The sequence below is a fragment of the Methyloversatilis sp. genome (assembly GCF_030696805.1).
Lineage (GTDB): Bacteria > Pseudomonadota > Gammaproteobacteria > Burkholderiales > Rhodocyclaceae > Methyloversatilis.
In genome coordinates, this window is sequence record NZ_JAUYRO010000009.1 from 1 (window position 1) to 25,310 (window position 25,310).

Sequence of the window (25,310 nt, forward strand, 5' to 3'; positions counted from 1 at the left end):
CCGCGGCTTTCGTAGGAGCCGTCCCACGGTCGGCCCTGCATGGCCGACCGGCTCTGCGGGCGGCGAGCGGTGCTCGCCGAAACCCCCGCGCCGCCCCCGCAGGCGATCCCGGTCGCCGAGATGCGGCACCGCGTGATCAACGTCCGTATCGCGGACAGGGTCCGTTCCTACGAAAAGCGAACACCGTCACGGTTTTCGTAGGAGCCGTCCCACGGTCGGCCCTGCATGGCCGACCGGCTCTGCGGGCGGCGAGCGGTGCTCGCCGAAACCCCCGCGCCGCCCCCGCAGGCGATCCCGGTCTCCGAGATGCGGCACCGCGTGATCGACGTCCGTATCGCGGACAGGGTCCGCTCCTACGAAAAGCGAACACCATCGCGGTTTTCGTAGGAGCCTGCCCCGCAGGCGATTCCGGTCTCCGAGATGCGGCACCGCGTGATCGAAGTCCGTATCGCGGACAGGGTCCGCTTCTACGAAAAGCGAACACCATCGCGGTTCTCGTAGGAGCCTGCCCCGCAGGCGATCCCCTCTTCGAACACAGGATGGTGCATGAGCAAAGTGCGTATCGCGGCCGCTCCTACGAAGGGCGGGCAGCACTGCGGTTTTCGTGGAGCCGGTCCACGGCCGGCCGGGTCTGCAAGCGGCGAGCACTGCTCGCGGAAGCTCCCGCTTCGCCCCTGCGAGAAATGCCGGCCTGCGGTGACGCGACGTTACACATTTTTTCTGATGCACCGCCGCATTCTGCCGGCCTGCTTTACACCGAAAGCACTACCCGCAAATGCTCGGGCAGCCACGCAACTTGTAATAAACCGACGGTTTCAGGCGATTTTCGGCTTCTACGGATCATTCTCGAAACCCTTTCTCAGAAACGATTTTCGGAAACAGGACCATTTGCGATGAGCCGTTCGGACTACGAAATGGACGCTCGACTGAAACGGTTTCGTCATCTTCACTCGCTAACGTCGCGACCAGGTCAACGGACGGAATTCTTTACAGCAGATAGTCCGAACGGCTCATTCATTGGCACTACCCACTTCGGTCGGGTGTAACGCGAGCCCGTCATTCTCGATTCGCTTCCTCGTGGAGCAGGGCGATCCGGCGTGAGTCGGATACCACCCACGATTTTCTCAAGGAGATTTATATGTTCAAGATGAAAGCGCTCGTCGCTGCTTTGACGCTGGTTGCCACCGCAGGTGCGCACGCCACGATCCAGGGCGGTGCCGGCGGCAACTCCGAGTTCATTCTCAATGTGTGGGACGACGTAGCCGGCGTGGGTTACACCTACGATCTGGAGCAAGCCGGTTTTGCTTCTTTCCTCGGCAATGATGTGCGCCTGAACAGCGTCATCGGTACCGGCCCGACCGCGGCCACAACCAGCCGCGCGGTGGATGTTCTTGGCACGACCGGTGGAGTGCTGTTTGAAGCGGTGCTGCCTGGTTTCGCGACCTACCTGAACCTTGCTTCGGCAAGCAGTTCGGTGTGGAACGTGCTGGCATGGGACAACAATGGCCAGCGCCGTCTTCTCACCACTGTGTCTGACGGCGTCACGCCGACGCAGATGAATACTGGCCGTCTCGGCAATGCGGGCCTGTCGCTTGATGGTTTCGTTCCGGCAAACAACCGTACGGCCAACCCGGCTGGTACGCATACGGCTGAAGGTGACCAGAACACCGCTTTTGACGGCTATGGCTTGTCTGCTGTAGCCGACGGGGTCGGATACTCAGGCAACCTCGGGTCAAACCTCAATGGAGCCTCGAGTTCCAATAGCGGGAAGCTTGGAGACGCTCTCGACATGTATGTGTTCTGGGGCGCAACCGCCGGTACCGGCTCATCTGGCACATCGGGTCGTTTCGGTGCGCTGGTTCAGGAAGGTCAGCAAGTTACGTCGAGCGTCTTCCTCGGCGACGATGGCCAATACCGCCTGCAGATTTCGGCCGTGCCGGAACCTGAAACCTATGCGTTGCTGCTTGCCGGCCTCGGCCTGATCGGCTTCGCCGCCCGCCGCCGCAACGTCTGATCCCACCCTATTTCGGAGAATTCCATGAAACTGAAATCCCTCGTTGCCGGCTGCGCACTGGCCTTTTCGGCCTTCAGCGCCAGCGCCCTGACGATCGACCTCGCGACGAATCCGCGGCTGCCGTCCAGTGGTAGCAACCCGACGGTTCCCTATGAAGTCATCTACCTGTCGGGCGCCACGGCACCGGACAACTTCCTGCAGGACATCGCCACGTCGATCTTCACGGGTGACGTCACCTTCTACGAGAACCGCAATGGTTCGGACCGCGACTTCCGCGCCTTCGCAGGCACCGTTCGTGCCGGTTTGCCTCTGGCTGGTCAGCGCGTGTTGTTCGTGAAGCGCTCGCGTGGTGGTTCGGTCTGGGGTGTGAATCCTGTGGCTCGCGCACAACGCGTGTTCACGATCAACGTGAACAATTGTCCTCAAGGCTCGGGTACGCAGACTTCGCCCTTCCTGTGCTCGGCTTTCGGCCTTGACCCGGGCGCCGAGAATGCAGGTACGTCGCTTAACACTGGCTGGGTTCCTGACTTCGGCGTGTCCGACGTTGAGCCCGCGCTGTTCAAGGAGCCGCTGAACACCGAGAACGATCAACCGGAACTGGCGCCGAACGAAGCGGGCCGCATCCCGGGTGTCGCGGTGAATGCGCTGATGATGGGTCTGGTTGCCACGAATTCGGTGCCCGCCACGACGGTCATTTCCCGCGCGGCCTACGGCGCCATGCTTTCGGGCGCCATCGACGACTGGAGCCGCGTCGATTCGTCGATCGAAGGTCCAGTAGTCGTGTGCCGCCGCGTTGAAGGGTCGGGTACGCAGACGTCGTACAACTGGTATTTCAACAACTTCCCGTGCAGCTTTGCTGCAGGCGGCTCGACAGAGCCGGCTCGATTCAATTCGAGTGCAGGTTTTGTGGGGGATTACTCTGCAACGCTTATCCCGCCGACCGCTGAAAACCCGGCCGGCAGTGTGAACAACCCGTACCTGATCGACGGTTCGGCCGGCTTCACCGTGGTTGAAAACCCGACTTCGGGCGACGTGCGCAACTGCCTGACGATCGCCGAGAACGGCGGCAACCACAAAGTCCGCATCTATGATCCGGCGCTGGGCAAGGAAGTGTTCTATCAGTGGAGCCTGCCTGCCGGCAGCAAGGCGATCGGCACGCTGTCGCTCGACAGCTACCCGAATGCGGCCGTGTTCCCGAACGCGGCTGGCGCCGGCACCGGTCGCTTCAGCTTCCGCCACATCGACGGCGCTGGCGTGTTCAATGCGCACACCCAGACCCTCCACGCAGGCCCGGGTACCGGCACTGCACCGAGCAAGGCCAACTTGATCGCCGGTCGCTATGACTTTGTTTCCGAAGTCACGATGCAGTACCGCACGACCGGGGTGGTCAACGAGCAAGGCGACAGCATTGCGTCGCCGTCCGGCGACAAGCTGGCATTTATCCGTACCTTCATCGAATTCGCCGGCAGCCCGCGTTACACCGGCAACTGGGATTCGACGTCGGACACAGCGCCGTACCAGCTCGCCACCCGCATCAATTCGGCTGGCAATGCTTACGGCTCGCTGCCGACGGAAGGTCTGTTCCCTGAACTGACATCGCCGGGTGGTGAATTCATCGGCAACTTCTTCGTGACCAAGTACAGCCGCGCCGGCAACACCTGCCGTGCGCCGCAGTTCTTCGGTAACGGCGCGCCGTAAGCATGGTGGTACGCGCAGAGTACGCGTGATGCAACAGGGAAAGGGCCTGCTTCGGCAGGCCCTTTTTCAATTCGATGTGGCGACCGGCAAGGTCGTCGTCACTTTTCGCCTTGCGCCCTGATGCGCCGGGCGTGTCACGGCAATACGATGCACAGAATCATTCGGAATATGTCCCCCTTTTTCGCCAGGTCGTGGTCGATCGGTATCGCGTGCCGTCACGTCAAGCGGTGGTGTCTGGCCATGATTGCGTTGACCGTGTGTGTGCCCGGTACGCTGCTTGCCCAGGACGCCCGGGCGGCGCGCTTCGACGTGATGGAGTTCGCAGTCGAAGGCAATACGGTGCTGCCAGTGCAGGATATCGAAGCAGCCGTGTTGCCCTATCTCGGGCCTGCGCGATCGGCAGCCGATATCGAAGCCGCGCGCGATGCGCTTGAGAAAGCCTATCAACAGGCTGGCTATCTGACGGTACTGGTCAGTCTTCCGGCGCAGGATGTTGCGGAAGGCGTGGTGCGGCTCGAAGTCGTCGAGCAATCCATAGGCAGGTTGAAGGTGAGCGGTGCCGAGTACACCCTGCCAAGCCAACTGAAGGCACAACTGCCCGAAATGGCTGAAGGCCGGGTGCCGCAGTTCGATGAAGTGCAGGAACAACTGGCTGCCGCAAGTCGATCGGCGGACGTCACGATCACGCCATTGCTGCGCGCAGGCGCCGCGCCCGGTTCAGTTGAAGTCGAGCTCAAGCTCGATGACCGGCGCCCATTGCACGGCAGCATTGAGCTGAACAACAAGCGCACGGCAGATACCGAGACCGGACGACTGGAGGCCAGCCTGCGCTATGACAACCTTTTCCAGCGTCGCCATTCCATCGGCCTGAGCTACTTCGTCTCGCCGAGCAATCGCGACGACGTCGAAGTGTTCGGCCTGTCGTATTCGGCACCTCTGAACGCACGCGGACTGACGCTGGCAGCGTTCTTTGCCCGCTCAAACAGCGACGTGCTCACCGCTTTCGACACCTCGGCGGTGGCCAAGGGCGACACAGCGGGCGTGCGTCTGGTGATGCCTCTGCCGACGCGCGGCGCAACCAGCTGGTTTCACAACCTGAGTGTGGGCGCCGACTGGAAGGACAGTGAACAGAACACCGGGCTTTTTTCCAACCTGATCCAGCTCAATCAGCCGGTGCGCTATTTCACTTTGACCGGCCAATACAGCCTGGTGTCGCTCGATGAGGGCGGGCAATGGCGCTTCAGCTTCGGCACGACGCTGAGTACGCGGTCGATGAATCAGCGCACCGTAGATTGCAATGGTGTCCGTCTCGAACAGTTTGCGTGCCGTCGCACCGATGCGCGCCCTGATTTCCTGGTGGCGCGGGCGGGACTGGAGCGGCTGCAGAAGCTGCCGGGCGGCTGGTCGCTCTATGGTCGTGCAGATATGCAACGCAGCTCGAATCCGCTGATCAATACGGAGCAGCTGGTCGCCGGGGGCTTCGATTCGGTACGCGGCTACCTCGAGGCGGAGCGCACCGCAGACGAGGGCGAGCGCTTGCGCGCAGAACTTCGCACGCCGTCCGCCGCGCCGCTGGCCGATTACCCGCTTCAGCTGTCCGGTCTGGTGTTCTACGACAGCGTGTGGCTGCGCAACCGCAGCACGATATTCGGCATTCCCGATGTCATGCGACTGTCGTCGGCCGGGCTCGGTCTGCGGACTTCGCTTGGCAAGGAGTGGAAGCTTGACGTCGATGTTTCACAGGCTTTCCAGGACGGGGCCGCCGGCCCGGGCCGTACGCGAGACGGCGACCGCCGTCTGTCGGTACGCGCGAAATACGAATTCTGATTCCGGCGGCGCACAGCGTCGCATGCAAGGGGTGTATTCATGAATCGCGACATTTTCCGGCTGGTCTTCAATACTTCACTTGGCATGCAGGTACCGGCCAGTGAGCATGCGCGCCGCAGCAATCGGGCAGCGGGTGGTCGTGCCTTGCGGCGCATGGTTGCACTGCTCGCTGGTGCTTTCGGACCGTTGGCAATGGCGGCGGCGCCGCTGCCACAAGTGTCGGACGTGAATGCATTTGTCGGTCGAGGTGCGGCCAACATGCCTGTGCTGTCGGCCGATGGGCGCACCCTCACAGTGCAGCAGACGTCGGGCGCGGCGACCGTGCTGAACTGGGCCAATTTCGACATTGCGTCGGGCCACACGGTGAATTTCGTGCAGCCGGATGTGACTTCCCGGGTCGTTAACCTGGTTGATTCTAACGGACCACGCAGCGAAATCTTCGGCAACCTGAACGCCAATGGCCAGGTGTTCCTGTTCAATCAGGCGGGCATCCTGTTCGGTCCCGGAGCCATGGTTGATGTGGGCGGGTTGGTGGCATCGACACTGAAGATGAACGAAACGCTCATCGACCGAGCGTTGTCTTCGACGCTGCAGCAGGGCCAGGCGGCGTTCTCCGAGCATGTCATCACCGATCCTGTCACCGGCCAGCTGGTACCGACCGGAGCAATCGATATCGGCGAAGGCGCCCGCATCATGGTGGGGGCGAATGGGCGGGTGCTGTTCGCTGCACCGGATATCCGCAATGCGGGTACTGTGGTTGCGCCGCAAGGACAGGTGCTGTTTGCCGCCGGCAAGTCTGTCTATCTGACCGATACGACCGACGCCCGCCTACGCGGTATCGTCGTCGAAGTCGACGGCGGCGGCCAGATCACGAATGAGCAGGCGGGACAGCTCCTGGCACAGCGAGGCAATATCACGCTCGCCGGCCTGAATGTTTCGCAGCAGGGCTCGGTACGAACCAGCAGCACTGTGACGCTGAACGGCTCGATCATCATCGATGCGAACAGTCGTACCGAGGGACGGGGTGACGTGCGTCTCGGTGGTGCCAGCGTGACCGCGGTGGATGTGGAAGCCGGTGGCGCGACGGTGCGTGACGATGTGACCTTCCAGAAGTCCTTCATCACCGTCGAGGGGCGCAGAGTCATACTCGAAGACGCGCAGGCGGGAGAAGCTGGCGCACATGTGCTTGCGCATGGTGGTGACATCAGCCTGAGTGCGCAGTCCGGTGTGGATTACAGCATTCGGTCGATCGCCGATGCGACGAGCCGCATCTACCTGGGCAAGGGCTCGGTGATTGACGTATCCGGGTTGCGCAATGTCGAAGCAGCGACCCAACGCCATATCGTCCAGGTCGAGCTGCGCGGCGACGAGTTCAAGGATGCGCCGTTGCAGCGCAGCCTGGGCGAGGACGGACTGCCGAACCAGCCGCTGTACGGCACGCGCATCTGGGTGGATCTGCGCGACGGAATCGAGCCGGGTGACGGTCGTCAGCCTTTTGCGGACGTCTCGGCTTACGTGCCGTCCATCCAGCGTACGGTGCAGGAGAAGAGCACGACGAGCGGGAACATTTCGTTGCGCTCGGAAGGCGACCTGATTGCGAATGCCGAGTCGCGTCTCGATGTATCCGGTGGCAGCGTGCTGAATTCCGGCGGCGTCACCCAGTACACACTTTTGCAGACCGCGCAGGGCAACTGGATTCGCGCCTCCACGGCGGCGGCTGACCAGCGCTACATTGCCAGTCAGAACCGGACGCAGGCCGAGGCCGCCTATGTCGAAGGCAAGGACGCCGGAACGCTGACGGTGCAGGCGCACGGACTTGCGCTGGATGGGCGGATCGACGGGCAGGTCGTGCAGGGCACGCGCCAGCGCGACGTTGTTGATCGACCGCTAGGCGGCCGACTGGTGATCGGCGCCAATTCTGAACTGTCATTCCTGACGCCGGACGTGCTGCTTTCCCATGTGCGGCCGGACCGCAGCTGGTCGGAATCCTCTGCGACACCGCAGTCGTTATGGCTGTCGAGCGACCTGTTCGGCGTACGCGGATTTTCGCGACTCCAGCTTTACAGCGGCGGTCAGGTGACCGTTCAGGGTAATACGGTCACCTTGCAGCCGGGCGGAAGCTTTGAAGTGGTCGCCCGTGAGATCGATGTGCTGACTGACGTCCGAACGGCCGGCGGCAGCATCGCGCTGACCACCGCACAGGTGCCCAACGATGCCTTCGCGCTCGACCCTGCACGACACGATATTCGGGTGGCCAACGGCGTCACGATATCAACCGCCGGCAACTGGGTGAATGACCTGCGCAGCCCGCCCCTGGTGGGCAACGCTTCTGCGATCGCGTCGAACGGTGGTGACATCGTGTTGCGTTCCGTATCGGATCTGCTTCTCGGCAGCGCTTCGGTGATTGATGTCTCGGCCGGTGGCAGCGTGTCGACATCGGGCCGCACCGCATTCGGCGACGCCGGAAGCATTGCGCTGTCGACCGGACGTCTCGGTCTGGTCGAACTGAATACGCAGAGCTCGCGCCTCGTGCTCGGCGGGCAGCTGCGCGGGTATGGCGTGAGCGATGCCGCAGGCCTGCGGTCGGGCGGGCAGGGCGAAGGCGGCACGTTGTCGCTGTCAACCTCGTCGCTGCGCATCGGCTCCGGTCTGGTGCAAGCGTCGACCAGCAGCAATGGACGCCTGGCTCTCGACGACAGTTTTCTGTCGCAAGGTGGCTTTTCGTCCTTTGATCTGACCGGTGTGGACGGTGTTGTCGTCGAGCGGGGCAGCTCGATCACGCCGCAAGTTGCGGTCATCGACCTTGGGCTGAATGCACGCAGCCTTACAACCCGAAATGATTTGAGGGACAGTGCGGCGCTTGCCGTGCCTGCACCCGAGGTCGCGACACCGTTTCAACTCGAACTGCGGGCATCGAATCGCTTTGCAGGCGATCTTTTGGTCGAGCGTGACGCGCTGATCGACGTCGGGCAGCGCGGCAGCCTAACGCTGGCGGGCGAGCGCTTGTTGAGTGTGGAGGGCGCGCTGCTGGCCCGCGGCGGGCGCATCGAACTGGAGCAAGTTTCGAGCATATCCGGACAGGCCTATGACGCGACGCGCAAGATCTACATCGGCGCCGATGCGCGACTGGATGTGTCAGGGGCGTTCCGCCGCGCACCGGACCCCCTGTTCCGTACAGGTGAGGTGCTGTCGGGCGGGACGATTTCCATCGTGTCGGACCGAGGCTACGTCGTGGCGCAGCAAGGTGCGCGACTGATCGCTGACGGCGCCAGCGAAGCCGGGCTGCAGCTCTCGTCACTCGCCGACGGACGTCGGACACCGGTGACCGTAGATAGCGACGGCGGCGACATTAACGTGCGGGCACGAGAAGGCATTTTGTTCGACGCCACCGTGAGCGCTCGTGCCGGCGGAACGCAGGCACAAGGCGGCAGCTTCGCTGCGGACCTGTCCCGGGTCAGCGGCCAGTGGGAAGGCGCGGGTGACGTGATCAACGCAGCGCGCTCGCTGGAGTTGAGCCAAAACGCGGCAAGTTCCGATCCGGCAATTGCGGCAGGTAGCGCGCTCAGCAGCGACCGCTATCTGGCCACCGGAAGGCTGTCGGCCGACCGGTTGATGTCTGGCGGATTCTCCGAAGTGAAGCTCGGCACCGAAGGCAGCCTCGTTTTCGATGGTGCCGTCAATCTGGCCCTGTCCGGCGTGTTGTCGCTCGATGCGGCCTCTCTTGCCGCTGATGCTGGCGATGTGCGGCTATCCAGCTATCTGCTGCGGCTGAGTAATCTGCAGGATGGTTTCGCGGGCATCGTGGCTCCGACGTCCGCGCAGTCCCGCTTCAGCGGCAAGGCGCACTTCATTGACGTGAAGGGCGACGTGACCTTCCGCGATTTCGCACTGGTGACGCTCGACGGTGACCGCGATATTCGCTTTAGCGGCGTCGTGCAGGACGTGGACCTCAGTTCCCAGGTGACCGACAACCGGCTTGCCGGCAGTCTGGTGAGTGCGAATGACATGACACTCAGGGCGCAGCAGATCTATGCGACCACGCAGAGCGAATTCGCGGTCGAGCTGCGCAATACCAGCACCGGAACGCTGCGCATCGAGCAGAACGACGGTCCGGCCGGTGCAGTGCTGGCCGCCGCGGCCAAACTTGATCTCGTTGCGCCGCGCATCGTTCAAGCCGGCACTTTGCGCAGTCCTTTCGGTTCAATTTCTCTTACCAGCGCCCGCGTCGATCACGACGGGTTCCGCGGTACGCGGTCGGCCGTAGACGGTAGCGTCACGCTGACTGATGGCAGTGTGACGTCTGTTTCGGCCCAGGGAAGGACCGTGCTGTACGGCAGCACTTCGCAAGCCGGGCAGGTCTATCAGTACGACATCGGAGGTCGTACCTTCACCATCGACCAGTTGCCACAACGGGCGGTCAATCTGTCAGGTGCATCGCTCGACGTTCAGGCGGGTGCACAGATCGACCTATCGGCCGGAGGTGACCTGCAGTCAAGTGAATTCATCGTGGGACCGGGCGGCTCGAAGGACATTCTGCTCGCGTCCAGTTCGCCGGATACCTATGCGGTGGTACCGGGGCTGGATGTGCCGGTGTCGCCCGAAGACGCGCAGACTGCCCTGGGCAGTGCGCAACCCCTGGCTGGCCAGTCGATCCGCCTCGATGTGGCGGCGGGCGGACTGCCCGCCGGCACCTATCGACTTCTGCCGGCGCGTTTCGCTTTGCTCGCAGGTGGCTTTTTGGTCAAGCTTGACCGTGCTTCGCTGGATGCTCCGACGGATCGGGCGACTGGCGCGCCCGATGGAGTTGTCAGCGTGGGTGCCCGCCTGCTGAACGATTCGCTCGGCGGTGCGGATCAGCTGGTTTCGACCGCGTCGTCCCGCAGCTTCGCCGTCCAGATACTCGATGGTGCTCAGGTGCGCGCGCGTTCCGAATACCTCGAAACCCGAGCGTCGGAGTTTTTCGCCGATGCTGGCGGGCAGGGCAGCGGCGACGCCGGGCGCGTGTCGCTGGCGGCGACGCGCTCGATCGCTCTCGAGGGCCTGATCACCGCGTCACACATGGCGGATGGTCGAGGCGCACAGGTCGATATTTCCGCGACACGTCTGGAGGTGCTGGGCCAAGGTGAAGCCCAGCGCGACGCGACGGCCGTTCGAATCGATGTGGCTGCTCTGAATCGTCTCGGTGTAGAAAGCCTTCTGCTAGGCGGCTTGCGCGCTGAAAGCACCGACGCGACGTTGATCACCACCGGCGCGCAGAGCGTCCTGATCAGCACCGGTGGGCAGCAGCTCGAAGCGCCCGAGTTACTGGCGGTCGCCGCAGACACGCTGACGGTCGCTTCAGGCAGTCGATTGTCGGCCGGTGCATCAAGCGCAGCCGGGTCGGCGCCGACGCTGCGCATCTCTGGCGCCGGCGCAGCAGCTGACGGGGCGCTGCTCCGTTTGTCCGGCGGGGAACAGGCACAGCTGCGACGCGACCAACCGCTGGGCGCCCGCGGCACATTGACGATCGAGAGTGGTGTCGAGGCGTCCGGTCGAAGCGTGATTCTCGATGGCACGCTCAATACGCGGCTGAACGGTGAAGTCATGCTGGACGATACGTCCGGCCGCACGGCGCTGACCGTGGGGGCAACGCTGATCAGCCTGGGCGAAACGCCCGATGATCTGGCGACCGGCATCGTGCTCAATGCTGAGCGTCTTGCCCAGTTGGGATCGCCTGCGCAACTGGAGCTGAAGAGCTACTCGACCGTCGATCTGTACGGCGACGTATCGCCGGACTGGCAGGGCGTAACGGCGCTGGTCATCGACGCCCAGGGTCTGCGCGGCCTGTCCGGCGCGACCGGCGCGCCTGCGTCGGCGAGCCTGGCCGCGCAGTCGCTGACGCTTCGCAACAGCACCGGCACGTCAGCGTCGACACCCGGCGCGGCGGCGGCTGGATCCGCGCTTGAACTGAAGGTCGGTACGCTGAATCTGGGCGATACCGGCTCGAACACCTTCCTGACCTCCGGCTTTGCCCAAGTACGCGTCGAAGCGGGCGGCGATGTCGTGGCCAGCGGAGTCGGGCGGCATGAGTACGTCGCAGACCTGACGGTTGCCGCACCGCGCATCGTCGCCGACCAGGGTTCGAATCAGGCGGTCAGCGCAAGCGGCGACCTGCATTTGCTGGCCGGCAACCGAGCGGGCGCTGCGCCAGCCGAAGCGCCACTCGCCGGCAAACTGGCGCTTAGCGGCGATCGCGTGACAGTGGCGACCGAGGTGCTTGCTCCTTCGGGACGCCTCGATATCCGTGCGACCGGTGACGGCGCCAGCGACGGCGTGACGCTCACCGATGCGGCGCGCGTGTCGACAGCCGGATCGGTGCGTGCCCTGGGCGGTGCTACCTACGCAGTGTCGGCAGGCGAAGTGGTGCTGGCATCGAAGCGCGGCGACGTGATAATGGAAGCAGGTTCGGTGGTGGACGTATCTGCCGTAGGCGGTGGTGACGCAGGGCGGGTGCGCCTGATCGCCGATGCCGGTGAGGTTTCGGTGGCGGGTACGTTGAGGGGCAGCGCCGCCACTCAAACATCAATGGCGCCCGCGAAGCAGGGTCGCATCGATATCCGTGCATCGGAATTCGGTGACAGGTCAGCCAGTCTGGCGGGCTGGCTTGCAGCGACCGGTGAATTCGCCGAGTCGCTGAGCCTGGCCGTGGCGAGCGGAGACTTCAACCTTGCATCGGGCACCCGCGTGAGCGCCCGCCATATCGAACTGCTGACCAACGACGGTTCGATCCGGTTGGCGGACCAGACTGCTGCCGATACCGTGGGCGTGGTGCTTGATGCTTCCGGCCCGAGCGGTGGCAGCATCCGCCTGTTTGCGGACACCGGTTCTCGCGCCGGCAGCGGCGCCGTGTATATCGGTCGCGGCGCGGTACTCGATGTCAGTGCGGAGCGCGTCGCGCTGGGCGCAAACGGCGCACAGATCGATGATGCATCGGTCCGCGTCGGGGCTGACGCCGGTCGTATTGAAATCGGCGTATCGGAAAATTCGGGAGCGACATCGACGGCACGCATCGAAGTTGCCGAGGGCGCGCAGTTCGACCTCAGGGCGGCCTCGCGCTACGCCTCGGACGGCTCGTTGCTGCTTCGTGCGCCACGTACTATCGACGACACCGCAACACGGATCGCGGCATTCGACGGTGCAGTGCTGACGCATGCGAACGACAAGGCAGAGGGCGTCAAGGCGGCCGCGGTCACCATTGAAGGCGTGCGTCGCTACAACATTTCCGATATCAACCTGGCCACGATCGCGGCGACCAGCTCTCCCGTATTCCTGTCTTCACGGACCTTCACTTCAAGTGCAGCGGCGCAGCTTGCAGCTCTTGGGCTCGACAACCAGTCGTTCACGGCTTCCGTTCTGGCCGGTGTCGAGGTGCTGGCGCCGGGCGATATCGTGCTGAGTCAGGATCTGAATCTACGCACCGCGTCACAAGCCGGCGTTCTCGGTACGTTGACGCTGCGCGCTGCCGGTGACATCCGGCTGAACGCCAGTCTCAGCGACGGCTTCAGCACCGCAACGACCGCCGGTTTGCTGGCCAATGGCGAAAGCTGGAACTACCGTCTGGTGGCCGGCGCGGATGCCGCGGCCGCTGATCCGCTGTCGATTGCCGCGACGACGCCCGAAAGCAGCGGGAACTTGATCCTGTCAGCAGCGCGTTTCGTGCGAACCGGTACCGGCAGCATCGACATCGCGACGGCGGGTGACGTGCGACTGGCCGATCGTGCGGTGATCTATACCGCCGGTCGCGCCGATACGCCCGGCGCAGAGTTCCAGTTCTCTTCGAACATCAACGTGTCGGGCAGCAGCCGGCAGGCTGAGTACGGCTACGGTGGCGGCGACATCCGGATCGCCGCCAGCGGGGACATCCAGGCGACAGGCACCAGTCAGCTCGTCAATCAGTGGCTTTTCCGGTCGGGGCGCGCCGATAACGGCGTGATATTCGGCAGTTCGACCACTGCGTCCGGTGCGCGCCGGAACCCGACCTGGTGGGTGCGCTACGACCAGTTCCAGCAGGGTATCGGTACGCTGGGCGGTGGCGACCTTGATGTCGAGGCGGGCGGCAACGTGACTAACCTGGGTCTCGTGGCTGCGACTAACGGACGCCTGTTCGGTGCCGCCGGCAGTGTGGCGGATCCGGCTAACCTGAAAGTTCAGGGCGGGGGCAACATCGACCTCCGCGTGGCGGGTGATCTTCTGGGCGGCGTGCTTTACACGGGCCGGGGCGATCTTGACGTAGCGGTTCAGGGAGGAATCGGTGCCGCATTGCGTGCCGACGGTGCGTCGGTGTCGCCGTTCATTGCGCTCGGTGAAGGTAACGCGAATCTTGCGGCGCTCGGCAGCATCAGCGTGCAGGGCATCGGCAATCCGACCTTGATGGACCAGCCCGCAAGCGGCTTTGCGGGTGACCGCGCGAACCGCTTCTCGACCTACGCTCGGAACAGTGCGTTCGAAGCCATGTCGCTCGGCGGTGGTGTGACCCTGCGCGCAACGACGCAGTCGGACGCTGCTGGCGGTGGCAACCTGTACGGCTTCGTGTCGCTCGGAACCGAAGAGCGCGTGCTGCCGCCAACGTTGCGCCTGCTCGCATTTGGAGGGGAGCTCGCCGTGGGTGGCACCACGCGACCGGATGGCGACAGGCTGGTACTGCTGCCGTCGGCGGGTGCGGATCTTCAATTGGCGGCGCGCGATGACCTGAAACTGTTCCTTACGCTGTACATGTCGGACATCTCGCCAGACTTGCTACCGACAGCCGCACGACCGCTGGCCAGTCTCAGTACTGCAACCGCTGGCGTATGGCAGAACCTGACCGACATCGCCAAACAGGGCGCCGACGCACACGACCCCGTGCTGCTCGCCGCGCGCTCGTCGGTTCCTGTCGTGGTCTCGTCGGCCCGTGGCAGCATCTACGGCCCCGGGGTACCGGGCGTCACGTCCGACAGCGCGACGGCAACGGTATCGAACGCACTGATCCTGCCCAAGGCGGTCAGCATCAGTGCTGGTCGGAACATCGACAACATCGCGCTGCGTGTCCAGCACAGCCGGCCGGGCGACGTCAGCCAGATCACTGCGGGCGGCGATATCAGCTTGCGCACTGTCGCCGGCGAAGCCACGCAGGGCGTGATCATCGGTGGCGAAGGCCGCGTGCAGATCATTGCCGGAGGCGATCTTGAACTCGGCAATTCGTTCGGCGTCGTGACGCAGGGCAACGCCGGAAATCCGTATCTTCCGGAGCGCGGCGCGGCAATCGACATCCAGGTCGGCAGTACCTTTGCGGACCTCGAGGCCGCCATGGTGCTGCTTCGGGACGGCGCGGCCATCTTCGACAGCACGCTTTTAGCGGCATTGAATGGCAAGGGTGGTGGCTATTCCAGTATCGAGGAGGCGCTCGACGCAAACCCCGAACTCGCTGCACTCCGGACACGCGAGCGCGCAGACATCGATGCGCGACTCGCTGTTCTTGACCAGCGACTGGCTGAAGTCGTCCGTCAGCGCTACAACCGGCCCGACCTTTCTGACGATGCGGCACTCGCCTTGATTGCCGTGCAGACGGAAACCGAACGCACCGCTATCTACGCGGATGCCCGGCCGGCTGCGCTGTCGGCCCTGAACGCAGGCATCCGCTTCGGCGGCCGACTTGGTGACCGGCTGGGCGCAGGGAAGGAAGGATTCGCGCCGCTGTATGCACTGAATGAGGCACTCTTTCCGACGTCGTCGGAGGGCTCGGTCAACCTGTTCGCCAGTCAGCTTCGAACCGAACAGGGTGGGGACATCAACATCCTCGCGCCCGGCGGCGGGGTCAATGTCGGGGTGCCGGGCGGCAGCACAGATCCGACGAGGGTATCGCAGCAGGGCATATTCGCCATCGGCCGGGGCGAGATCAACGCTTTCATTTCGAACGACTTCCAGGTCGGGCCTTCGCGTGTATTTACGTTGGGTGGGGATGACATCCAGATCACTTCGCTGTTCGGCGACGTGGATGCAGGCAAGGGAGCAAAAACGGCAGTTGCGACACCACCGCCACAGGTAAAGGTGCGTGGTGACACGATCGTGCTCGATATCTCGAACTCGGTATCCGGATCGGGTATCGCGACGCTGAAAGGTTCGCCGGACACTCGTGATGCAACAGTTCGACTGACCGCGCCGAACGGCGCAGTCAATGCAGGTGATGCGGGCGTTCGCGCGTCCGGCAACGTGGAAATCGCCGCACAGGTTGTGATCGGACTGAACAACATCAGTGCTGGCGGCAGCGTATCCGGTTCTTCCACCGTTTCAAGCTCGGCACCGACATTTGCAGCGCCGAGCACGAACACCGGAAACGAATCGCGCAATGTCAGCGATCGGGGCGTCACCGCCGCCGATGGTGCAGGTAGTGCGGACCGCTCGTCGAGTTCCATCCTGACTGTCGAACTCGTCGGTCTGGGCGAAGAGCCGACGGCCTCCGGTTGCGATGACGACAGCAAGGACGAAGACTGCAAGGAACGCGCGACGCGCGCCAACTGAGCGAACGGTGGCGCTACTTACTGCGAGGGCGGCAGGCGGGAAGGCGCCGCTGCGCAGGGGTCGGTGTTGGGCATCGCTGCGCTCACCCCAACCTACGGGCTGATCACGCGGCTTAACTCGTGGGTTGGGGACGGGCTGATCACGTGGCGTCCCTCGTGGGTTGGGGACAGGCTGATCACGTGGCGCCACTCGTGGGTTGGGGTGGGTTGATCACGTGGCTTCACTCGTAGGTTGGGGTGAGCGCAGCGATGCCCAACAGCAGCGCGTCACCCCGCCTCGGTAGCCGCCGCGCGGAGTTTTCCGAGCGGCGCCAGGTCGTAACCGCCCAACCGGGCCGCGAGATCGGTGCTTTCCGCGCCGGCAAGTTCGGCCAGCAACTGCTGCAGCAAGGCCCGGAAGTACAGCGTGCGCGGCATGACGAGGTCGAGCGCCTCGGTGCCGAGCGACAGGAAGGGCAGGCCGAATTCACCGGCGGCGGCACGCGTGCCGGGTGCGCAGTCGCCGGTACCGCTGGCTACCATGAAAGCGGCTTCGCGTTCGGTGGCGGCGGACTGCGTCAGCGCAGGCAGCTCAAGGCCGGCGACGGTACAGGCCTGCACGAAGAAGTGCTGCGATCCGGCGCCGCTGCCGCGCTGGATTATTTTCGGCTGGCGGGCCAGCAGGTCGGCGAGCGTGGCGACCGGAGCGGTCTCGCGCGACAGCATCACACCCTGTTCGCGCAGCGCGAGCTGCACCATGACCCAGCCGGAACTGCCGGTGTATTCGCGCAGCAGCAGCGCATGCCGGCGCGTCGCGTGCTGGGCGTCGCCCCAGTGGATCGGGCAGGCATTGGCGCGCCGCTGGGCGAGCAGCGCCAGCCCCTTGCGCGTGCCGCACGGGCCGTAGGCGATCAGCGTGCCGTCGTCGGCGCGCTGGGCCAGCCGCGCGATGCTGTGCGCCAGCCAGGGGTCGTCGCTGCCGGCGATCAGCAGGCGGTCGGCCAGCACGCCGCCGTGTGTCGATTCGAGCAGCCAGTCGTCGAGCAGCGCACGCGGGAACAGCCACTTTCCGGTCACCTTGGTGGCCGGAATGCCGCCCTCCTGGATCATCGCGTACAGCGTCTTCTCATTCAGGTGCAGATAGGCGGCCGCTTCGCGCGCCGTGAGATAGGGCGAGGCCTCGCCCGGCTGATCGTCGGCGGCCGGCACCGTCAGATCAGGCCTTCGAACGGAATGACACTCACCGCATCGCCGACCGCCACGTTGCCGCAGTCGTCACCGAGCACGATGATGCAGTTGGCGTCGCACATCGAACGCAGGATGCCCGAGCCCTGCGCGCCGGTGACCGCGACATGCCAGCGGCCATCGCGCAGTTCGAGGATGCCGCGCTGGTATTCGGTGCGACCCGGCTGCTTCTTCATCGCCGTGTCGCTCAGTGCGGCGAAATGGATGGGCGCGCTGGCGGGCGATACGCCCATCAGCTTGAGCAGCGCGTCGCGCGCGAAGAAGTGGAAGGTGACCATGGTGGCCACCGGATTGCCCGGCAGGCCGAACAGCAATGTGCTGCGGGCGCCTTTGCCCAGCGTGCCGAAAGCCATCGGCCGACCCGGCTTCATGGCGATCTTCCAAAACGTGACTTCACCCAGGCTGGCGAGGATTTCGCGCACGAAATCCGCCTCGCCGACCGACACGCCGCCACTGGTGATGATCGCGTCGACTTCGCCAACGGCCGATTCGAGCGCGGCGGACAGCGCCTCGCGCGTGTCGCGCGCAACCCCCAGATCGATCACTTCGCAGCCCAGCCGCGTCAGCATGCCGGTCAGCGTGTAGCGGTTGCTGTCGTAGATGCCGCCTTCGCGCGGCGCCTCCCCGATCGACATCACTTCGTCGCCGGTGGACAGCACGCCGACGCGCACGCGCCTGTGCACGGTCAGTTCGGGTATGCCGAGCGATGCCGCCAGACCGACGTCGGCCGGGCGCAGCAGGCGGCCGGCGCGCAGCGCGGGCTCACCCGCGCGCAGGTCTTCGCCGGCGCGGCGGCGGTGCTGGCCGGCTTTCTGGCCCGGTGGCACGATGACCGCATCGCCGTCGAGCCGCGCGGTTTCCTGGATGACGATGGTGTCGGCACCGGCAGGCATGACCGCGCCGGTCATGATGCGCACCGTCTGCCCGGCGGCGACTTCGCCCGACCAGCCATGTCCGGCGAACGCCTGGCCGACGATGGTGAGCCGCGTGTCGGCATCGGCCGACAGGTCGGCGTGCCGTACCGCGTAGCCGTCCATCGCCGAGTTGTCGTGCGGCGGCACGCTGACCGGTGAAATGACGTCGGCGGCCAGCACACGGCCGAGCGCGTCGCGCAGTGGCACGCGCTGCGTGCCGGCGACCGTCGAGCAGGCGGCAAGGATGTGGGCGCGGGCGTCCGCGACCGGTGTGAAGCGATCTGTCATGGTGTGTCGGGGCGCGCGGTGAGCGCGGCCAGTTCGTTCAGCGTGTTGATGTTGACGAAGGCGTCGGGCTGGTCGTCGAAGCTGACTTCGACCACTTTCAATGCCGAGTACCAGAGGTCGACCTTGCGCCCGCCGCCGTCGAGAAAATCGGTCAGGCCGGGCAGTACGTGACGGTGCACCAGGCTGAACACCGGGTGCGACTGCTCGCCGGTGCGCGCCACCGCGAGGTCTGCGCCTTCGCGTTCCAGTGCCTCACCCAGGCGTGCCACCAGATCGGCCGGCAGGAAGGGCGAATCGCACGGGCTGGTCACGAGCAGCGGCGTGCGGCAGGCGTTCAGGCCCGCATGCATGCCAGCCAGCGGGCCGGCGTAACCGGCGATGGCGTCCGGTATGACCGGGTAGCCGAAGGCGGCGTAGCGTTCGCTGTTCTGGTTGGCATTGACGATCAGTGCATCGACCTGGGGCGCGAGCCGTTCGATCACGTGGCTCACCATCGGCCGGCCGCGGAAATCCTGCAGCCCCTTGTCGATGCCGCCCATGCGACGGCCGAGTCCGCCGGCCAGCACCAGCCCGGTGATCGCCTCCTTCATGCCGCCACCCCGTCGCGCACGAAGCGCTCCATGCCGGTCAGCAGCAGGTAGTGCTTGCCCTGCGAGCGGCCGATCATCGTGATGCCGACCTGGCGCGCGATGTCATAACCCATCTGCGTGAGCCCGGAGCGAGATACCAGGAAGGGGATACCCATCTGCGCTGCCTTGATCACCATTTCCGACGTGAGCCGGCCGGTGGTGTAGAAAATCTTGTCGCCGCCGTCGACGCCATCCAGCCACATGTGGCCGGCGATGGCATCGACCGCGTTGTGGCGGCCGACGTCCTCGACGAAGTACAGTAGTTCGGCACCGCGGAACAGCGCACAGCCGTGCACTGCGCCGGCCTGCTTGTAGATGGTTTCGTGCGTGCGCACCACGTCGAGCATCGCGTACAGCGCGCTTTCGGTCAGACGTGCATCGGCCGGCAGACGGATGCGTTCGATGTCTTCCATCAGGTCGCCGAACACCGTGCCCTGGCCACAGCCGGTGGTGACGGTGCGCGTGGCCATGCGTGCATCGAGGTCGGCGACACCGTGGTGCGTGGTGATGGCGGCGGCATTGACCTCCCAGTCCACCTGCACCGACACGATGTCGTCGATGGACGCCAGCATGCGCTGGTTGCGCAGCCAGCCGATGACCAGCGCCTCGGGCGCGCCACCGAGCGTCATCAGCGTCACCAGTTCGCGTTTGTCCAGATACAGCGTCAGCGGGTGCTCGCCCGCGATCGCGGTCGGTACCGTTTCGCCGCGCTCGTTGATGGCGGATATTTCAATCGTGGCCGGGCGGGCCGCGTCGGTGAGCAGGGGTCTGGGGAGGCGGGCCAAGTCAGCCACCGATGTAGGACATTTCGATCTTGCGCCGGGCGGCCGTGTCGGCGGTGCGGATTTCGGAGTAGCGGTCGCCGCGCGCCTGCCAGATCGCGCCGATGGCCGACGTGATGTCTGCGTCACTGCGACCCGCGCGCAGCAGTGCGCGCAGGTCGTGGCCTTCGGTGGCGAACAGGCAGGTATAGATCTTCCCTTCGGTCGACAGGCGCACCCGCGTACAGCTTGAACAGAAGGCCTGCGTGACCGACGAAATGACACCGATCTCGCCGCTGCCATCGACATGGCGCCAGCGCTGGGCGACCTCTCCCGGGTAGTTCGCACCGATCGGCTCCAGCGGCATGTCGGCATGGATGCGTGCGATGACGTCGGCACTCGGCAGCACTTCGTCCATCTTCCAGCCATTGCTGGAGCCGACATCCATGAATTCGATGAAGCGCACGATGTGACCGCTGCCCTTGAAATGACGCGCCATCGGCACGATGGCATGGTCATTGGTGTCGCGCTTGACCACCATGTTCACCTTGATCGGCATGAGCCCCGCGGCATGCGCGGCGTCGATCCCTTCGAGCACCTGGCTGACCGGAAAGTCGACGTCGTTCATCCGGCGGAAGGTGTCGTCGTCCATCGCATCGAGGCTGACCGTCACGCGCGTGAGTCCGGCATCGCGCAGCGCGCGCGCCTTCTGTGGCAGCAGGGTGCCGTTGGTGGTGAGCGTGATTTCGACCGGCAGCCGCGCCAGCCGCTCGATCAGCTGTTCGATGTTCTTGCGCAGCAGCGGCTCGCCACCGGTGATGCGCAGCTTGTTCACGCCGTGCGCAACGAACAGCGTGGCGATGCGTTCGATCTCTTCGAAACTGAGCAGCTCGGCGCGGGCCAGATACGGGTAATCCTTGTCAAACACGCTTTTCGGCATGCAGTAGACACAGCGGAAATTGCAGCGGTCGGTGACCGATATCCGCAGGTCGCGCACCGCGCGCCCGCGCGTGTCGTCCAGCCGGCCGGTGGCCGGTATGGCGAGGTCGGGTACGACCGCCGCGGTACGCGCGGCAGTGCGGGTGTCCAGCAGATGTATGATCTTTTCGCTCATGGGCAGCGCGGCGTGAAGTTCGGGGTCGCGAACCCGTTCGACAGGAAGGCAGGAAAAAGATTGTGCATGGAGAGAGGATGGAACACGGACCGGTCACCCTCAGGCTGGCAGTGATTATGGAGCGCAGGGTACTGCACAACAAGTGGGCCGACCATGCGTGGGAGGCCTGCGCACTGCAGCCCGAAGGCCCGCAAAACCCTGCAGAACCTGTGGTTTTTGCCGATTCCGGCGCGGCGACGCAGTGGATGTTCCCGCCGCTCGACTTCACGCTCTACACCGACGAAGCCGACAACTACCTGCTCAACGTCACCGCCGCGGCGCCGCGTATCTTCGTCATGTGGCGGCAGGACGAAGACGTCGAGCCGCCGGTGCGGCCGATGCAACTCAGTGCCAGTTACGGCGAGGCGGCGCGCTGGATGGATTCCGGCGAAAAGGTGGACGGATTGCCGATGCCGCCCGAAATTCGTGACTGGATCGAAGCCTTTGCACGCCGTTTCCAGAAGGCGCCCGAGCCGCGCAGGCAGAAACGCTTTGCACGCACCGGCGACGGCAACACCCACTACGGGGGCGGCGGTCATGGCCGATGATCCGGTACGCGGCTTTCTCGGCCGCTGGTCGCGGTTGAAGCAGGCCGCGACCGAATCTGCGCCGGCGGACGCCGCGCCCGTCGTCGTTGCGGCGGCCGACGTCGCAGCGCCGCAGACCGAGTCCGAAGCGCCGTTGCCGCCAGTCGAATCGCTTGACTTCGACTCCGACTTCCGCGGCTTTCTCGGCGACAAGGTGGACGAGGGTGTGAAGCGCGCGGCGCTGAAGAAGCTGTTCCACACCGGCCCCTTCAACACCATGGACGGGCTGGACGTGTACATCGAAGACTTCAGCGTGTTCGAGCCGCTGCCGGCGTCGATGGTCGCCCAGCTTATGCATGCGCGCGAAACGCTGTCGCCGACGCTGCCGGCCGACTGGTTCGGCCCGGTGGTCGATCCCGAACCGACGGCCGAAGTGCTGGCACCGGAACTGTTGCCTGACGTGCCGTCCGCGACGAACACGCTTCCTGAGACGCCTGACGAGCCAGAGCCAGAGCCCGAGCCCGAGGCCGAGGCCGAGTCTCTGCCCTTGCCACACGCTGACGCGTTGTCCGGCTCGTCGGATGATCCGACGCGGGCTGATCTGTCGGAAAGTCGTTCCCGGTCGGAATAGGTCATTTCTTTCGTCGTTTCTTTGGCACAAAGCCTGCAAAAGCTTTGCTGGAGGAGCGACAAACAATGAATAACGCCGACAAGGCGATCCACCTGTGCAGTTGCAACGGCACGGTGCCATTCGACATCACACGTCTGACCGACGCGCTTGCTCTTGAGGCGCCGCTCGAGGTCGGGCAGCAGTTGTGCCGGCGCGACGCGCATACCTTTGCGCAGCTGCTTGGCAACACGCCGGAAGCCATCGTCGGCTGCACGCAGGAATCGGCTCTGCTGCGCGAGCTGGCTGACGAAGCGGGCAGCTCATCCGGTGTCACCTTCATCGATCTGCGCGACATCGCCGGACGCAGCACGCGCGGCGCTGACGTGCAGCCCGCGCTGGCGGCGCAGCTCGCGATCGCGCGGCTGGCCGAACCGGCACCGGTGCCGGCGGTGAGCTATGAATCCGCTGGCCAGTTGCTGATCATCGGTCCGGCCGGCGCCGCGCTGGGCTGGGCGCAGCGCGCGCAGCAACAATATGGCGAGCGTCTCGCGATCAATGTGCTGATTACCGCCAACGACCGCAGCGAGCTACCGGTGCGCCGCGACTACCCGGTGGCCAGCGGCCGCAACGTGTCGGTCGCCGGCTGGCTCGGTGCCTTCGAAGTGAGCTGGCAACGCGCCAACGCAATCGACCTCGACGCCTGTGTGCGCTGCAATGCCTGCATCGACGCCTGTCCGGAAGGCGCCATCGGCTACGACTATCAGGTGGATGCCGCGCGCTGCTCCGGTCACCGCGCCTGCGCGACGGCCTGCCGCGACATCGGTGCCATCGATTTCGCCGCCATCGGTGCGCTGCGCAGCGAAACCTACGACCTCGTGCTCGACCTGTGCGAGCCGGCGTTGATCCGCATTCCGCACCCGCCGCAAGGCTATCTGTCACCCGGGCGCGATCCGCTCGACCAGTCGCTCGCGCTGCAGCAGATCGCCGTCCTGGTCGGAGAATTCGAGAAGCCGAAGTTCTTCACCTACAAGTCGTCGATCTGCGCGCACAGCCGCAACAGCAAGCAGGGGTGTAACCAGTGCATTGACGTCTGTTCGACATCGGCCATCCGCGCTGAGGGTGATGGCGTGTTCGTCGAGCCGCATCTGTGCATGGGTTGCGGTGCGTGTGCGACAGTTTGTCCCACGGGTGCGATGCGCTACGCCTACCCGTCCGCGAGCGATGTTGCACTGCGCGTCAAGGCGGCGCTGAAGGCCTGGCGCTCTGCAAGTGGTCACGCACCGCGCATCCCGCCGCGCATCCTTTTCCACAGCGAAACGCGGGGCGAAGAGCTGATCGCGCTGACCGGACGCCATCGCGGCCTGCCGGCTGACGTGCTGCCGGTGGCCGTGCATGACGTTGCCTCGGTCGGTCTCGAACTGATGTTCGCGGCCCTGTCCTACGGCGCTGCACAATGCGTCATTCTGTCTCAAGGCGACCAGCCGGATGCCTACGCCGCGGCAACCGCGGCGCAGATCGCCATCGGTCGCAGCGTGCTTGCGGCGCTTGGCTACCCCGCGGCGGCAGTGGTCGCCGTCACGGCAGATAACGCGGCGACGCTTGCGCATGCGCTGGGTGCGCTTGCGCAAGCCGGCATGTCCTGTCCGCCGGCGTCTTTTGCGCTACCGGCCGAAAAACGCGGCGCGCTCGAATTCTGTCTCGACCACCTGGTGCGTCACGCGCCTGTAAAGGCAGAAGCCATCGCACTGCCGGCTGGCGCTCCGTTCGGTACGGTGAATATCGACCTGACGGCCTGCACGCTGTGCATGAGCTGTGTCGGCGCGTGTCCGGCATCGGCGCTGATGGATGGCGGCGAACGGCCGGCACTGCGTTTTCTCGAACGCAACTGCGTGCAGTGCGGCCTGTGCGTGAATACCTGCCCGGAAAACGCGCTGTCGCTCGAAGCGCGTCTGCTGACCGGTGACGCGGTACGGCGCGAACGCGTGCTGAACGAAGCCGAACCTTTCCACTGCATTCGCTGCAGCGCGCCTTTCGGTACGAAGCAGATGATCGATGCGATGACCGGCAAGCTGGCCGCGCACTCGATGTTTGCAGATGGTGATGCGCTGCGCCGGCTGCAGATGTGCGCCGACTGCCGCGTCATCGATTTGATGCACAGCCCCGGCCGCGAAACCTCGGTATTCGATCTATGACCACCGAAACCCGACTTCGCCCGGTGGCTTTCGTGCGCGACCCGGTCAGCGACGAAGACATGGCGCGCGCCAATCACTACGCGCTCATTTCGCGACTGTTTCATGCGGCGCCCGATGGCGCGCTGCTGGACACGCTGGCCGCGCTGGGCGACTGGCCGGCCGACGATGGGGCGCCCTCGGCCGAAGCCATGTTGATGGCGCGGGCATGGAACGGGCTGTGTGCCGCGTCGTCGGCGATGGACGCTGCTGCGGCACAGGAGGAATTCGACGCGCTGTTCGGCGGTGTCGGCCGCCCGCAGGTCGTGCCGTTCGCGTCCTTCCATCTCGCCGGCTTCGTCAATGAAAAGCCGCTGGCCAGACTGCGCGATGACCTTGCGTTGCTCGGGTTGCAGCGCGCTGCAGGGGAATCCGACCCGGAAGACCACATCGCAGCACTGGCCGACGTGATGCGCCTGCTGCTGACTGATACGACGCGCAGCGAGGCGGATCGCGCCGCCGCGCAGGACCGCTTTTTCGCGACCCACATCGAGCCCTGGTACGGCGCATTCATCGATGCGCTCGACGCCGCGCCGGATGCAAATTTCTACCGGCGTGCCGGCAGCTACCTGCGCTGCTTTCTCGACATCGAGACGGCAGCGCGGCAGATCGAGGCCTGACGCCATGCCCGAACAACACATCCCCGCACAACCCGCAGTGACCACGACAGGAGGACTTCACGATGACTGACAAGGACAACCTCAAGGCCAACCTCAAGCGCAGGCATTTCCTGCTGACCGCGGGTATCGGTGGTGTGGGTGCCGCAGCCGCCGTGATGGCGGTGCGCTCGAGCGGGGACGCCGAGCCGGCGACCGACCTCGCAGCAAAGAACGGGAAGGGCGGCTACCGAATGACCGAGCACATCGCAAATTACTACCGTACCGCACGCGTCTGACCGGAGG

14 protein-coding genes are annotated in these 25,310 nt (G+C 65.0%); 9 read left to right on the forward strand and 5 right to left on the reverse strand.

Features of this window, described 5'->3' with window-relative positions:
- Positions 1 to 1,138: 1,138 nt before the first annotated feature.
- The 4 genes from Q8R75_RS00850 (at position 1,139) to Q8R75_RS00865 (ending at position 16,075) form a co-directional block, all read left to right on the forward strand.
- Positions 1,139 to 2,014: a PEP-CTERM sorting domain-containing protein gene (locus Q8R75_RS00850; RefSeq protein WP_305625958.1), complete on the forward strand. Its 876-nt coding sequence runs from the start codon at positions 1,139 to 1,141 to the stop codon at positions 2,012 to 2,014.
- Between the two features lie 24 nt (positions 2,015 to 2,038).
- The gene (locus Q8R75_RS00855; protein ID WP_305625959.1) at positions 2,039 to 3,712 is read left to right on the forward strand and encodes a hypothetical protein; all 1,674 of its coding nucleotides are present in this window, start codon (positions 2,039 to 2,041) and stop codon (positions 3,710 to 3,712) included.
- A 240-nt stretch (positions 3,713 to 3,952) separates the two neighbouring features.
- Positions 3,953 to 5,539 carry a POTRA domain-containing protein gene (locus Q8R75_RS00860; RefSeq protein ID WP_305625960.1) on the forward strand — a complete coding sequence of 529 codons (1,587 nt, stop codon included), beginning with the start codon at positions 3,953 to 3,955 and terminating at the stop codon, positions 5,537 to 5,539.
- Positions 5,540 to 5,578: 39 nt separating this feature from the next.
- Positions 5,579 to 16,075, forward strand: a complete 10,497-nt coding sequence (locus Q8R75_RS00865; protein ID WP_305663486.1) for a filamentous haemagglutinin family protein — start codon at positions 5,579 to 5,581, stop codon at positions 16,073 to 16,075.
- A 266-nt stretch (positions 16,076 to 16,341) separates the two neighbouring features.
- Here the strand turns inward: Q8R75_RS00865 and Q8R75_RS00870 are convergent, their stop codons facing one another.
- The 5 genes from Q8R75_RS00870 to moaA are packed head-to-tail and all read right to left on the reverse strand — an operon-like array spanning position 16,342 to position 21,004.
- Positions 16,342 to 17,262 (reverse strand): helix-turn-helix transcriptional regulator, encoded by a 921-nt coding sequence (locus Q8R75_RS00870; protein ID WP_305625946.1) that lies wholly within the window; start codon positions 17,260 to 17,262, stop codon positions 16,342 to 16,344.
- 2 nt (positions 17,263 to 17,264) lie between these two features.
- The gene (gene glp / locus Q8R75_RS00875; RefSeq protein WP_305625945.1) at positions 17,265 to 18,500 is read right to left on the reverse strand and encodes a gephyrin-like molybdotransferase Glp; all 1,236 of its coding nucleotides are present in this window, start codon (positions 18,498 to 18,500) and stop codon (positions 17,265 to 17,267) included.
- Positions 18,497 to 19,090, reverse strand: a complete 594-nt coding sequence (gene mobA, locus Q8R75_RS00880) for a molybdenum cofactor guanylyltransferase MobA (RefSeq protein ID WP_305625944.1) — start codon at positions 19,088 to 19,090, stop codon at positions 18,497 to 18,499. The genes glp and mobA overlap by 4 nt, the downstream gene beginning before the upstream one ends.
- A complete protein-coding gene (locus Q8R75_RS00885) occupies positions 19,087 to 19,923 on the reverse strand; it encodes a formate dehydrogenase accessory sulfurtransferase FdhD (RefSeq protein ID WP_305625943.1) in 837 nt (278 codons plus the stop codon). The genes mobA and Q8R75_RS00885 overlap by 4 nt, the downstream gene beginning before the upstream one ends.
- A complete protein-coding gene (moaA, locus tag Q8R75_RS00890; RefSeq protein ID WP_305625942.1) occupies positions 19,916 to 21,004 on the reverse strand; it encodes a GTP 3',8-cyclase MoaA in 1,089 nt (362 codons plus the stop codon). Before moaA ends, Q8R75_RS00885 begins: the two co-directional genes overlap by 8 nt.
- A 77-nt stretch (positions 21,005 to 21,081) precedes the next feature.
- Here moaA and Q8R75_RS00895 point away from each other — a divergent pair, with 77 nt between their 5' ends.
- The 5 genes from Q8R75_RS00895 (at position 21,082) to Q8R75_RS00915 (ending at position 25,303) form a co-directional block, all read left to right on the forward strand.
- A complete protein-coding gene (locus Q8R75_RS00895) occupies positions 21,082 to 21,591 on the forward strand; it encodes a DUF3305 domain-containing protein (protein WP_305625941.1) in 510 nt (169 codons plus the stop codon).
- Positions 21,581 to 22,201 (forward strand): DUF3306 domain-containing protein, encoded by a 621-nt coding sequence (locus tag Q8R75_RS00900; RefSeq protein ID WP_305625940.1) that lies wholly within the window; start codon positions 21,581 to 21,583, stop codon positions 22,199 to 22,201. The genes Q8R75_RS00895 and Q8R75_RS00900 overlap by 11 nt, the downstream gene beginning before the upstream one ends.
- A 65-nt stretch (positions 22,202 to 22,266) precedes the next feature.
- Positions 22,267 to 24,372, forward strand: a complete 2,106-nt coding sequence (locus tag Q8R75_RS00905; protein ID WP_305625939.1) for a 4Fe-4S binding protein — start codon at positions 22,267 to 22,269, stop codon at positions 24,370 to 24,372.
- A complete protein-coding gene (locus Q8R75_RS00910) occupies positions 24,369 to 25,028 on the forward strand; it encodes a molecular chaperone TorD family protein (protein ID WP_305614358.1) in 660 nt (219 codons plus the stop codon). The genes Q8R75_RS00905 and Q8R75_RS00910 overlap by 4 nt, the downstream gene beginning before the upstream one ends.
- Before the next feature lie 62 nt (positions 25,029 to 25,090).
- A complete protein-coding gene (locus Q8R75_RS00915) occupies positions 25,091 to 25,303 on the forward strand; it encodes a formate dehydrogenase (RefSeq protein ID WP_305614357.1) in 213 nt (70 codons plus the stop codon).
- The last annotated feature ends 7 nt before the right edge of the window (positions 25,304 to 25,310 follow it).

Coding starts and splice junctions, on each gene's coding strand:
- Q8R75_RS00850 (WP_305625958.1), top strand. CDS start 1,139: ATGTTCAAGATGAAAGCGCTCGTCGCTGCTTTGACGCTGGTTGCCACC.
- Q8R75_RS00855 (WP_305625959.1), top strand. CDS start 2,039: ATGAAACTGAAATCCCTCGTTGCCGGCTGCGCACTGGCCTTTTCGGCC.
- Q8R75_RS00860 (WP_305625960.1), top strand. CDS start 3,953: ATGATTGCGTTGACCGTGTGTGTGCCCGGTACGCTGCTTGCCCAGGAC.
- Q8R75_RS00865 (WP_305663486.1), top strand. CDS start 5,579: ATGAATCGCGACATTTTCCGGCTGGTCTTCAATACTTCACTTGGCATG.
- glp (WP_305625945.1), bottom strand. CDS start 18,500: ATGACAGATCGCTTCACACCGGTCGCGGACGCCCGCGCCCACATCCTT.
- mobA (WP_305625944.1), bottom strand. CDS start 19,090: ATGAAGGAGGCGATCACCGGGCTGGTGCTGGCCGGCGGACTCGGCCGT.
- moaA (WP_305625942.1), bottom strand. CDS start 21,004: ATGAGCGAAAAGATCATACATCTGCTGGACACCCGCACTGCCGCGCGT.
- Q8R75_RS00895 (WP_305625941.1), top strand. CDS start 21,082: ATGGAACACGGACCGGTCACCCTCAGGCTGGCAGTGATTATGGAGCGC.
- Q8R75_RS00900 (WP_305625940.1), top strand. CDS start 21,581: ATGGCCGATGATCCGGTACGCGGCTTTCTCGGCCGCTGGTCGCGGTTG.
- Q8R75_RS00905 (WP_305625939.1), top strand. CDS start 22,267: ATGAATAACGCCGACAAGGCGATCCACCTGTGCAGTTGCAACGGCACG.
- Q8R75_RS00910 (WP_305614358.1), top strand. CDS start 24,369: ATGACCACCGAAACCCGACTTCGCCCGGTGGCTTTCGTGCGCGACCCG.
- Q8R75_RS00915 (WP_305614357.1), top strand. CDS start 25,091: ATGACTGACAAGGACAACCTCAAGGCCAACCTCAAGCGCAGGCATTTC.